The organism is Chryseobacterium sp. PvR013, from assembly GCF_017833095.1.
Classification (GTDB): domain Bacteria; phylum Bacteroidota; class Bacteroidia; order Flavobacteriales; family Weeksellaceae; genus Chryseobacterium; species Chryseobacterium culicis_A.
This window is the reverse complement of the sequence record NZ_JAFIBT010000001.1, coordinates 1,796,512-1,808,531: the sequence shown is the minus strand read 5'-3', so window position 1 is coordinate 1,808,531 and position 12,020 is coordinate 1,796,512. Positions and strand designations below refer to the sequence as shown.

At 36.5% G+C, this 12,020-nt stretch carries 9 protein-coding genes and 1 pseudogene; 9 read left to right on the top strand and 1 reads right to left on the bottom strand.

Features of this window, described 5'->3' with window-relative positions; genetic code table 11:
* The first annotated feature begins 121 nt into the window (after positions 1-121).
* The 4 genes from JOE44_RS08005 (at position 122) to argH (ending at position 4,594) form a co-directional block, all read left to right on the top strand.
* Positions 122-1,081: an N-acetylornithine carbamoyltransferase gene (locus tag JOE44_RS08005; RefSeq protein WP_209785125.1), complete on the top strand. Its 960-nt coding sequence runs from the start codon at positions 122-124 to the stop codon at positions 1,079-1,081.
* An 88-nt stretch (positions 1,082-1,169) separates the two neighbouring features.
* Entirely contained in the window at positions 1,170-1,964 is a 795-nt protein-coding gene (gene argB / locus JOE44_RS08000; RefSeq protein ID WP_209785124.1) for an acetylglutamate kinase, read from the top strand.
* Complete coding sequence (locus JOE44_RS07995) at positions 1,939-3,021, top strand: M20 family metallo-hydrolase (protein ID WP_209785123.1); 1,083 nt, start codon at positions 1,939-1,941, stop codon at positions 3,019-3,021. The genes argB and JOE44_RS07995 overlap by 26 nt, the downstream gene beginning before the upstream one ends.
* A gap of 268 nt (positions 3,022-3,289) precedes the next feature.
* Positions 3,290-4,594, top strand: a complete 1,305-nt coding sequence (gene argH, locus JOE44_RS07990; protein ID WP_209785122.1) for an argininosuccinate lyase — start codon at positions 3,290-3,292, stop codon at positions 4,592-4,594.
* A 444-nt stretch (positions 4,595-5,038) separates the two neighbouring features.
* Here argH and JOE44_RS07985 read toward each other — a convergent pair whose 3' ends face one another.
* Complete coding sequence (locus JOE44_RS07985) at positions 5,039-5,500, bottom strand: Lrp/AsnC family transcriptional regulator (RefSeq protein ID WP_002980286.1); 462 nt, start codon at positions 5,498-5,500, stop codon at positions 5,039-5,041.
* 241 nt (positions 5,501-5,741) lie between these two features.
* Between JOE44_RS07985 and JOE44_RS07980 the strand changes: the two genes are divergently transcribed.
* The 5 genes and pseudogenes from JOE44_RS07980 (at position 5,742) to JOE44_RS07960 (ending at position 12,011) form a co-directional block, all read left to right on the top strand.
* Positions 5,742-6,632, top strand: a complete 891-nt coding sequence (locus JOE44_RS07980) for an aspartate carbamoyltransferase catalytic subunit (protein ID WP_245169738.1) — start codon at positions 5,742-5,744, stop codon at positions 6,630-6,632.
* Between the two features lie 104 nt (positions 6,633-6,736).
* Positions 6,737-7,810, top strand: coding sequence for a carbamoyl phosphate synthase small subunit (locus JOE44_RS07975; RefSeq protein WP_209785121.1), 1,074 nt, complete (start codon positions 6,737-6,739; stop codon positions 7,808-7,810).
* Between the two features lie 59 nt (positions 7,811-7,869).
* Positions 7,870-8,205: pseudogene (locus JOE44_RS07970) on the top strand (four helix bundle protein); the annotation flags it as partial.
* A gap of 59 nt (positions 8,206-8,264) precedes the next feature.
* Positions 8,265-11,447: a carbamoyl-phosphate synthase large subunit gene (gene carB, locus JOE44_RS07965; protein ID WP_209785120.1), complete on the top strand. Its 3,183-nt coding sequence runs from the start codon at positions 8,265-8,267 to the stop codon at positions 11,445-11,447.
* A gap of 120 nt (positions 11,448-11,567) precedes the next feature.
* A complete protein-coding gene (locus JOE44_RS07960) occupies positions 11,568-12,011 on the top strand; it encodes a hypothetical protein (protein WP_209785119.1) in 444 nt (147 codons plus the stop codon).
* Positions 12,012-12,020: the final 9 nt, after the last annotated feature.

Genomic DNA, 12,020 nt, shown 5'->3' with positions numbered 1-12,020 from the left:
AAATACTAAAGGCTTAAGAAGTGCACTTAAGTGTTCTAAAGTGTTTTAATAAAAACTTTTGTGCCTTTTGTGGTTAGATCAACAATTAATATGTAAACAAAATCTTTAAAATTAATTCAAAATGAAAAAATTTACCTCTGTAAGTGATGTAGAAAACTTACAGGAAATCATAAAAAAAGCTTTACAAATAAAAGCAGATCCCCTTACTGAAACAGAAAAAGGAAAGGGAAAAACAATTGGACTTGTATTTTTAAATTCAAGCTTAAGAACCCGTCTGAGCAGTCAGATTGCAGCGCAAAATCTAGGGTTGAATGTTTTGACATTAAATGCAGCACAGGAAGCCTGGAATCTAGAGTTTGCTGATGGAGCTGTAATGAACGGTGACACCGTAGAACATATCAAAGATGCTATTGAAGTTTTAAATCAATATTGCGATATCATTGCAGTGCGTTGTTTCGCAGGGATGAAGAGCAAAGAAGATGATGTAAATGAAAGTATCTTAAGCCAGTTTGAAAAACATGCAAAAGTTCCTGTTGTTTCATTGGAATCTGCAACGCGCCATCCGCTGCAAAGTCTGGCAGATTGTATTACCATTACAGAAAACTGGAAAAAAGACCACAAACCTAAAGTGGTACTAACCTGGGCACCACATATCAAACCTATTGCCCATGCCGTTGGAAATTCTTTTGCAGAATGGATGCAGGAAATGGATGTGGAATTGGTGATTGCTAATCCTGAAGGCTATGATTTGGATAAAAAATTCACAAAAGATGTGAAAGTAATTCATGATCAGGATGAAGCTTTAAAGGATGCTGATTTTATTTATGTAAAAAACTGGTCTTCTTTTGATGATTATGCAGCAATGCCTGAAGTAAAAGGGGATTGGATGCTTACCAATGAAAAATTAGCCCATACCAATGAAGCGAAGGTAATGCACTGTCTTCCGGTTCGTCGTAATGTTGAGCTGAGTGATGAGGTGATGGATGGAGGTAATTCTATCATCTATCAACAGGCGAAAAACCGTATTTTCTCTGCACAGGCTGTTTTCAGTGAGATTTTAGATGAACTGAATGCCGGATAATTTTTTCAATCTGGAATCTTGATTACTGATCCTTGTCAAGGTTCAAAACCTTGACAAGGATTGAAGTAAGGATCACAAAACGTTTACAATGAAAGAAAAGTTATACATCATAAAAATTGGCGGAGCTTTAATTGATGATGAAGAATTGCTAGCCCAATTCTTAGCCCAATTTTCTGAAATTCAGGAAAAAAAGATCCTTGTTCATGGTGGAGGAAAGTTGGCTACAACATTGGCTGACAAACTGGGTATCGAACAGAAAATGATCAACGGAAGAAGGATTACGGATAAAGAAACGTTGGATATTGTAACCATGGTATATGCAGGAGGAATCAATAAAAATATTGTTGAAAAGCTGCAGCAGAAAAAATGTAATGCCATAGGATTTTCCGGTGCAGACGGAAATCTGATTAAAGCTAAAAAAAGAGAACATCCTGAAATCGACTTTGGATTTGTGGGGGATATCACTAAGAAAAGCGTGAACAGAAAGTTGGTTTCAAAACTCATCAAGCTGGATCTTGTACCTGTATTTTCTGCGATTACCCATGACAGAAAAGGGAATCTTTTCAATACCAACGCAGATACCATTGCTTCTGTGATTGCACAGGCTTTGTCAGAAAAATATGAAGTTGAATTGTTGTATTGTTTTGATAAAGAAGGTGTTTTAGAAGATGTAAACGATCCTGAATCAGTGATTAAAAGTGTAAATGAGGAAGAGTTTACGGTACTAAAAGAAGAAGGAAAACTTCACAAAGGGATTTTACCTAAACTTGAAAATGCTCTTGGAGCAATAAAAAATAATGTAGATAAAGTGTTTCTGATTAAAGAGACGCAATTGAAAAATCATATAGAAAATCATCATGCAGGAACTGAGATCTGTTTATAATAAAGAAGAGCTATTGAATAATGCAGTCGGATTGCTTAAAAATTTGATTGAGATTCCTTCATTCAGTAAAGATGAGTTTAATACATCAATAGAAATTGAGAATTTTTTCAAAAAACATCAGATTCCTACTAAACGTTTTAAAAACAACATCTGGGCGGTGAATAAACACTTTGATGTATTTAAGCCTTCCGTTTTACTGAATACCCACCATGATACGGTAAAACCCAATAAAGCCTATACGCTGGATCCGTTTATTCCTATTGAAAAAGAAGGTAAGCTGTTTGGTTTGGGAAGTAATGATGCAGGAGCTTCTTTGGTTTCTATGGCCCAGGTTTTTTTACATTTTTATGATAAAGAAGATTTAAAATATAATTTAGTTATTGCTTTGACGGCAGAGGAGGAGATTTCAGGATTTGATGGAATTGAAGCCTTATTTCCGCAGCTACCCAATGTAGAACTCGCTATTGTAGGAGAACCCACGCAGATGAATCTGGCGATTGCAGAAAAAGGACTTCTTGTAATTGATGGAGAAATGAAAGGAACTCCTTCTCATGCCGCTCATCCTAATGATGATAACTCGATTGTAAAATGTATGGAGGATCTCCAGAATATTTTAGCCTTTAAATTTCCAAAAGTTTCAGAATATCTGGGCGAAGTTAAGGTTACCTTATCTGGAATTCATGCTGGAGTACAGCATAATGTTGTTCCGGAGTCATGTAATTTCACACTGGATGTGAGGGTTACAGATGAATATTCCAACGAGGAAGCGTTTGAAATTATCCAGTCTCAGATGAAATCTACATTGACGGCAAGATCGTTCAGACTGAATTCTTCAAAGATTGAAATGGACCATCCGTTTGTGAAAGCAGGTCTTGAAATCGGAAGAACCACTTATGGATCTCCAACCTCTTCGGATCAGGCGATTATTCCATGTACATCAGTGAAAATAGGCCCGGGTGACAGTAGGCGCTCTCACACAGCAGATGAATTTATCTATATCCATGAAATAGAAGAAGGAATAGAAATCTACATCAGAATTTTAGAAAAAGTGTTATAAAAGAGAAACTAGAAGCTAGAGACTAGAAATTAGTAGAAAAAGACCACGTAAAGGTTATAACTCACTTCTAACATCTAATTTCTAATCTCTGAAATATATGTTTTGACTCCGCCCGGCAGGCACTAGAAGTTTAGTTTTTAATAAGATTTATGCAAAAAGAAAATTAGAAATGAAGGCTTTACATAAGGAAATGTTTTTTTATAGTTAATAGTAATAAGGATTGCCTAGCTGGGCATGTCAAAACCAATCAATATTTTAAATAAATCATATGAAAAAAATATGGCAGAAGGATGACCTTGCCACCAATATATTAGTCAATAATTTTACCGTTGGAAAAGATCTTGACTTTGACGAGCGTTTAGCAAAATATGATGCTAAAGGTTCTATGGCGCACTGCAAAATGTTAGCAGAAACCGGGATTATTTCTCAGGAAGAATCAGAGCAGATGTTATCTGTTTTAAATAGTATTTTAGATAAAATTGAAGACGGTAGTTTTGAAATTGATAAAGATGCTGAGGATATCCATTCTCAGATAGAAGCTATTCTCATTGAAGAATTAGGAGACACTGGAAAGAAAATTCATACGGCACGATCCAGAAATGATCAGGTTTTATTGGATATAAAATTGTACTTATTGGATGAAATCCGTGAGATAACAGCTCTTACAGACGAGTTCTTCCAGATTTTAATTCAACTGGCGAATCAGCATAAAGATGTTTTACTTCCTGGATATACCCATTTGCAGATTGCGATGCCTTCATCATTCGGATTGTGGTTCGGGGCTTATGCGGAAGCACTTTTGGATGATGTGGAAATGTTATTTTCAGTAAAGAATATCATTAATAAAAACCCGCTGGGATCTGCAGCAGGTTATGGTTCTTCGTTTCCGATCAACCGTGAAAGTACCACGTATAATTTAGGCTTCCAGTCGATGAATTATAACTCTGTATATGCGCAGATGACTCGTGGAAAGTCGGAAAAGATGCTGGCAATGGCCATGGCAACCTTAGCGGGAACTCTTGGGAAGTTTGCTTATGATGTATGTCTGTATCTGAGTCAGAATTTTGACTTTATCAGCTTTCCAAAAGAGTTTACCACAGGAAGCAGCATTATGCCGCATAAAAAGAATCCGGATATCTTTGAACTGGTTCGTGCACGATGCAACAGAATTCAGTCACTTCCAAATGAACTGATCCTTTTAACGACGAATCTTCCTTCCGGATACCACAGAGATGTACAGCTTACAAAGGAAATACTTTTCCCTGCCATAGACTCTTTAAAGGAGTGTCTGGAAATTTTAAGCTATACTTTGCCTAATATTAAGGTGAAAGACGGGATTCTGGAAGATGAAAAGTACAAGTATCTTTTCAGCGTAGAAAAGATCAATGAAGAGGTAAAGAATGGCAGTTCTTTCCGTGATGCTTATGTAAAAGTAGGACAGGAGATTGAAAACAATGCGTTTGAGTTTGAGCCTGGAAACCTTGAACATACCCATCAGGGAAGCATCGGTAATCTTTGTCTGGATAAAATAGAATATCAGTTCAATAAACTGAAAAATAAATTATTGGGTTAGAATCTAAGCCATTAAGGTCAGCAAAAACTTAAGCAAAAATCAGTGGAATCTCTAAAATTATTTTATAGCCTGCTGTCTTTTCGTTGTGAAAGCCTTAATCTTAAATCTTATCTGCTTAAGTGATCTTAATGGCTGGATTGTAATTCCGCTCTTTGAATTTGATGATTGATTATCTTGAACCATAAAGGAAGATGAAGATTTAAGGTAAGTTAAGAAAATCTACTGCATAAAATTTTATCGGAGATAAAATCTTTGCGCCCTACAACATGAAGTTTATGAATTTCTTTTGCGTCTTTGCGTTTTCTAACAAAATACAAGTTTATAAAAGAAGTTGGTGTACGCAAAGGCGCAAAGATAATTATTTGAGTTATTTTTTTAAGGCGCAAGAAAATCAGAGATTTTCAGCAAGAAGTTTAAATCAGTTTTGGTTTAAAAATAGAATGATTATTCCAGATCAATTTTAAATTTGGTAGATTTTTTTACCTCATGAAGCACAATTGAACTGTGGTATTGCCCGATATTAGGAATGTTTGAAATAACATTAACAGCAAATTCGTTATAAGAATTGATGTCTTTGGCAATAATCTTCAACATATAGTCATATTCTCCGGAAAGACTGATGATTTCCTGTACTTCATCATATTTTCCAATGTGATTTTCAAAAGTTTCCAATACTTTCTTGGATTGTTCCTTAAGGCGGACATTACAGTAAACTACAATATTTAAACCCAGTTTTTCACGGTTTAAAAGTCCTACATACTTCTGAATGATTCCTTGCTTCTCCAATTGCTTGATTCGCTCATACGTAGGAGTAAAGGTAAGACCTATCTTTTCGGAAATTTCTTTAACCGATAATGTAGAGTCTTCCTGAATAATACTGAGAATCATTTTGTCTTTTAAATCCATAGAATAAATTTGAGTTTTAACAAAAATATTAATTTTAAATGAGAATAAGGAAGGACTGAAGTTTTTAATTTATTTTAAACATAATTTTTGTAGGTTCATAAAATTGTTGTATCTTTGCACCTAATGAATAAAAAAGCATTTATATCATTAGATTTACCGGGCGAAAGCGCCCTTTACGATATTTATTGTTATTAAGCGAAGATAGTTGTCTTCGCTTTTTTTATGCCCAAAAATTAGAATTATGTTTACGATTACAGAACTAAGCACCGAGAGAATCAACAGTATACTGACAGAAGCACTGGCTTTTGCGAACGGTAAAACTGCTAAAATTGAAGGAGAAGTTTTTTGCTCAAACCTTTTCTTCGAAGACAGTACAAGAACGAAAACAAGTTTTGACCTTGCAGAAAGAAAACTGGGATTGCAGGTAGTTCCTTTTGATGCATCACACAGTTCGGTAAACAAAGGGGAAAGCCTTTATGACACTGTAAAGACGATTGAAAGTATAGGAGTAAACCTTGTGGTAATACGAGATAAGAAAGACAGATACTTCGAAGAACTGAAAAATATTAAGATTCCTGTGATCAACGGAGGAGACGGAACAGGAAACCACCCTTCACAGTGTATGCTGGATCTGATGACCATTTATCAGGAGTTCGGAAAGTTTGAAGGTTTAAAAGTAGGAATTGTAGGTGATGTAAAACATAGCCGTGTTGCCAATTCAAATGCTGAGGCATTAAGAAGATTGGGAGCAAAAGTATACTTCTCAGGACCGGAACAATGGTTTGATGAAGGAGCACTGATCAACGGGACTTATATGTCTGTAGATGAATTGATCACCGAAGTGGATGTATTAATGTTATTAAGAATCCAGCACGAAAGACATGATGCCGCGATGAGTTTTACTGCTTCGGAATATCATAAAAGATATGGTCTGACCAAAGAAAGAGAGCAGGCGATGAAAAAAGAAGCAATCATCATGCATCCGGCTCCTATCAACAGAGGAGTGGAAATAGATTCAGACCTTGTAGAATGCAAGAGATCAAGAATCTTTAGACAAATGGAAAACGGTGTCTTCGCCAGAATGGCCATTTTGAAAGAAGCATTGGAAAGCAAAGGGTATACCTTTAAGTAAATTGTAAAAAGTAAAATGTACAAAGTAAAATGTAAAGGATACATTATACCTTTTACATCTGACATTGTACAAAAAGAAAATAATAGAAAATCTAATTTTTAAAAATGAAGAAAAAATTAATACTGGAGTCCGGTGAAGTGTTTCATGGAGAAGGTTTCGGAGCAGAATTGGAAACTGCAGGAGAAGTAGTTTTCAATACCGGAATGACAGGGTATCAGGAATTGATTTCTGACCCATCGTATTGCGGTCAGATAGTTTGTATGACCTATCCGCTTATCGGAAATTATGGTATTAACCGTGATGATTATGAAAGTATTGAGCCGGCAATCAAAGGGCTTATCGTAAAAGAACTTTGCGATCTTCCTTCCAATTTCCGTACTCAGATTACTTTAGATGAATTATTTAAAAAGAAAAATCTTTCAGGAATTTCAGGAATCGACACCAGAAGACTGACAAGAGTTCTTCGTAACCATGGGGTTGTAAAAGGAAAAATTGTAAACGTTGATGCAGATGACGCTGCAGTAGCTTCCGAGTTAAAATCAACAAATTTCCCTACCAATCAGGTAGAAGAAGTTTCTACAAAAACACCTTACGCAAACCCTAACAGAGGTTTCAAAGTAGTATTGGTAGACTTCGGTGCAAAACTGGGAATTATCAGAGAATTATCTCAAAGAAACTGTGATATCATCGTGGTTTCTCAGGATACTACGGCAGAAGAGATCCTATTGATGAATCCTGACGGAATTATGTTATCAAACGGCCCTGGTGACCCGGAAGATGTACCACACGCTTTAGAGATGATCAGAGGATTATTAGGGAAAGTTCCCATCTTCGGAATCTGTTTAGGACACCAGTTAATTGGTCTTGCTTGTGGAGCGAAAACTTTCAAGCTTAAATTCGGACACAGAGGAGGAAACCACCCGGTATTGGATCTGGAGAAGAACACGGTAGCAATCACTTCTCAAAACCATGGATATGCTGTAGATCAGGAAAGTTTAAAAGGAACAGACCTTATCGAAACACACATCGCATTGAATGACAGAACAAACGAAGGATTGAAACACAAAATCCACCCTTGTTTCTCTGTTCAGTATCACCCTGAAGCGAGCCCTGGCCCTGAAGATGCAAACTACCTGTTTGATGAGTTCATTCAAATGATGGAGGACTTTAAGAAGTAAGAAAAATTTTCAGATATTAGACATCAGATAACAGACTTTATCATGCATAATTTGGAAAATTAGTTTTTTGGCAAAAATCAATTGAACTTGCAAAACAGGTTTATATCATTTGTTCAGAATTACCTAAAGATGAAAAGTTTGGTTTGATTTCTCAGATTAAAAGATCCGCAATCTCCATTCCTTCAAATATAGCAGAAGGCGCAGGAAGAAATAATGATAATGAGTTTTATCATTTTCTTGGTATAGCAAATGCTTCCTCTTTTGAATTGCAGACACAATTAATATTAACTAGAGAATTAAATTTACTTGATGTAGAAAAAGTCAACTGTTTAATATCAAATCTGAATGAAATTCAAAGAATGATTTATACATTCAAATCTAATTTAAAAAAGTAAAACATCCTGTTGGATGTCTGGAATCTGACATCTAACATCTTGTATCTAAAAAAAGAAAAATGGCAAAACGTACAGATATAAAAACAATTTTAGTAATCGGTTCAGGACCTATCATTATTGGTCAGGCAGCTGAATTTGATTACGCAGGAACGCAGGCTTGTCTGTCTCTGAAAGAAGAAGGCTACAAGGTAATTTTGATCAACTCAAACCCTGCAACAATCATGACGGATGTGGAAATCGCTGATAAAGTATATATCGAGCCGATTTCATTACAGTTTGTAAGCCACATCATCAGAAAAGAACGTCCGGATGCATTGTTACCAACATTGGGAGGTCAGACAGGACTGAACATGGCGGTAGAATTGGAAAAATCAGGAATTCTTGAAGAGTGCAAAGTGGAAGTATTGGGAACAAAGCTTTCTGCCATCAACAGAGCTGAAGACAGAGATCTTTTCCGTGAGTTGATGAGAGAATTGAACGAGCCGGTTCCGGAATCTGATATCGTAAATACGGTAGAAGGAGCACTTGCTTTCGCCAATGAAATCGGTTACCCTGTAATTGTTCGTCCTGCCTTTACAATGGGAGGTACCGGAGGAGGTATCGCTTCTACAGAAGCTGAATTGAAAGAGATTGCTGAATTGGGACTGAAGCACAGCCCGGTTACTCAGTGTCTTATTGAAAAATCAATCGCAGGTTTCAAAGAAATTGAGTACGAAGTAATGCGTGATGCAAACGACAACGCCATTGTGGTTTGTAACATGGAAAATATAGATCCGGTAGGAGTTCACACAGGAGATTCTATCGTAGTAGCACCTTCTCAGACACTTTCAGACAGAGAGTATCAGTTACTGAGAAATGCTTCATTAAAAATCATCAGAGCCTTAGGAATCGAAGGAGGATGTAACGTACAGCTGGCCTTAGATCCACACTCTTTCGAGTATTATATTATCGAAGTAAACCCAAGAGTTTCCCGTTCATCAGCGCTAGCAAGTAAAGCAACAGGATATCCGATTGCAAAAATTGCTGCAAAGATTGCTGTAGGATTAACGCTGGATGAAATCATGAATCCGGTAACAGGAAAAACATACGCATGTTTTGAACCTGCTCTTGACTATGTGGTAACGAAGTTCCCAAGATTCCCATTCGATAAATTCGAAACGGCAGACAGAAGACTTTCTACTCAGATGAAAGCAACTGGTGAAGTAATGGCGATCGGAAGAAATCTGGAAGAATCTTTACAGAAAGCGATCCGTTCATTAGAAACAGGAATCAAACATTTAGGATTAAAAACCAAGCAGGCGGAAGCGCTTACTGCTGAGGAAATCGAAAGAAGAATCAGAGTATGTGATGATGAAAGATTGTTCATTATCGGAGATGCTTTAAGAAGAGGATACGACTGGGAACAGATTGTAGAATGGAGTAAAATCGACAAGTTCTTCATCTGGAAACTGAAAAAACTAGTTGACTTCGAAAAAGTAATCGCTGAAAACAAATTCGATAAAGAAACTTTAATTGAAGCTAAGAGATTAGGTTTCGCAGATATCAATATTGCTGTTCTTTGGGATGTAAAAGAACGTGAGGTTTTCAACTTCAGAAAAGAAAACGGAGTAATGCCGGTGTACAAAATGGTAGACACTTGTGCTGCTGAATTTGAATCTGAAACCCCTTATTTCTACGGAACTTACGAAGAAGAAAACGAAAGTGTTGTTTCTGACAAAGAAAAAATCATCGTACTAGGTTCAGGACCTATCAGAATCGGACAGGGAGTTGAGTTTGATTACGCAACAGTTCACTCGGTATGGGCAATCAAAGAAATGGGTTACGAAGCAATTATCATCAACAACAACCCAGAAACAGTTTCTACAGACTTCTCCATCTCTGATAAACTATACTTCGAGCCGCTTACAGAAGAAGATGTAATGAACATCATCGATCTTGAAAAACCTAAAGGAGTAGTGGTACAGTTCGGAGGGCAGACTGCGATTAACCTTGCAGATAAATTAGCCTCTCACGGAGTGCAGATCTTAGGAACTTCATTAGAAGATCTTGACAGAGCTGAAAACAGAGATAAATTTGAAAAAGCACTTCAGGAACTGGGAATTCCTCAGCCAAAAGGAAGAACTTCAACTTCGAAAGAAGAAGCGATAAAAATTGCTAACGAAATCGGATATCCGGTATTAGTACGTCCAAGCTACGTTCTTGGAGGGAGAGCGATGGAAATTGTATACGCAGAAGCAGAATTGGCCCACTACATGGAAAATGCAGTAGAAGCCAGCCCTGAACACCCTGTATTGGTTGACAAATACATGGTAGGAAAGGAAATCGAAGTTGATGCCATCTGTGACGGTGAAACTGTAGTGATTCCAGGGATTATGGAGCACATTGAAAGAGCGGGAGTTCACTCCGGAGACTCAATCGCAGTATATCCACCACAAAATATCTCTCAAAGTGAGATTGATACTTTGGTAGATTATACACAAAGATTGGCAAAAGGATTAAAGGTGATCGGATTAATGAACATCCAGTACGTTCTTTTCGAAGGAAACGTCTATGTAATCGAAGTAAACCCTCGTTCTTCAAGAACAGTTCCTTTCTTATCTAAAATTACAGAAGTTCCTATGGCTAACCTTGCAACAAAGGCAATCTTAGGACAAAAACTGAAAGACTTAGGATACGAAAACGGATTGGTTCCAAACAAAGAAGGAGTATTTGTAAAAGTTCCGGTATTCTCTTTCTCCAAACTAACGAAAGTTGATATCTCTTTAGGCCCTGAAATGAAGTCTACAGGAGAGGTAATGGGGAAAGATACAACCCTTGAAAAAGCATTGTACAAAGGATTGGTTGCAGCAGGAAGAAAAGTTCCTATGCACGGATCTATCCTGTTCACAGTAGCAGATAAACATAAAGACGAAGCAGCAGCTCTTGCAGCAAGATTCCATGAAGTAGGATTCAGAATCTGGGCTACGGAAGGTACTGCGAAGTTCTTTGAAGAAAAAGGAATTCCTTGCAAAATAGGATACAAAATCGGAGAAGAAAGTGTAAATCTTATCGACCTGATTCAGAAAGGAAAAGTTCAGTATGTTGTGAATACCACTACAAAAGGTAAGCAAGCAGAAAGAGACGGATTCCAGATCAGAAGAATGAGTGTGGAAAACGGAGTTCCTTGTTTAACTTCAATGGATACGGTAGAAGCGATCTTAAAAGTAATCGAAAGCATGAGCTTCAAAATGGAGACCATGTAATTTCGAATCCAATAAATATTCAAAATCCCACAAATTTTCTTGTGGGATTTTTTTATCAGAAAAACTAATAAATTAAAGTAATCTGATTATTTTTACAAAAGCCCTCTAAATTTAAATACAATGAGTATAAAATCAATGATGATAGGATTCTTAAGTTTTATTTTTATAACGGTTCTTTCAGGATGTTCCTGGCTGACTGATTTTTATATTCAAAATCTCACCGGAACCAAAAAAATAATCAAGATCAATTATAATTATCCTGTATCGAAAGCAATTGATGATGAATCCGGCAGCTTTGCATTTAATTACGAAAATGGAATATTGTCACCGCGCTCTTTCTATAAAATTAAAAATCCAAAGGCTCTTGAAAAAATACAAGTGAGAGATTCTTCCATTGTTATTGAGCTTTATCCGAATTCAACAACAAAAATTTACAAAAGCCATAATGGAAGCTGGAGATGCATGATTAAAAGTGTTGAGATTGATGGAAAGATATTTTATCCTGCAGCATTAAAAGATAAAAGCAAATTTATCCGTAATGATTATGTTTATAAAATTGAATAAAGGAAAAAG

Bases quoted from the DNA above. Each gene is read 5' to 3' on its own strand.
- carB (WP_209785120.1), top strand. From the start codon at position 8,265: ATGGCAAAACGTACAGATATAAAAACAATTTTAGTAATCGGTTCAGGA.
- JOE44_RS07985 (WP_002980286.1), bottom strand. From the start codon at position 5,500: ATGGATTTAAAAGACAAAATGATTCTCAGTATTATTCAGGAAGACTCT.
- JOE44_RS08005 (WP_209785125.1), top strand. From the start codon at position 122: ATGAAAAAATTTACCTCTGTAAGTGATGTAGAAAACTTACAGGAAATC.
- argB (WP_209785124.1), top strand. From the start codon at position 1,170: ATGAAAGAAAAGTTATACATCATAAAAATTGGCGGAGCTTTAATTGAT.
- JOE44_RS07980 (WP_245169738.1), top strand. From the start codon at position 5,742: ATGTTTACGATTACAGAACTAAGCACCGAGAGAATCAACAGTATACTG.
- JOE44_RS07975 (WP_209785121.1), top strand. From the start codon at position 6,737: ATGAAGAAAAAATTAATACTGGAGTCCGGTGAAGTGTTTCATGGAGAA.
- argH (WP_209785122.1), top strand. From the start codon at position 3,290: ATGAAAAAAATATGGCAGAAGGATGACCTTGCCACCAATATATTAGTC.
- JOE44_RS07960 (WP_209785119.1), top strand. From the start codon at position 11,568: ATGAGTATAAAATCAATGATGATAGGATTCTTAAGTTTTATTTTTATA.
- JOE44_RS07995 (WP_209785123.1), top strand. From the start codon at position 1,939: ATGCAGGAACTGAGATCTGTTTATAATAAAGAAGAGCTATTGAATAAT.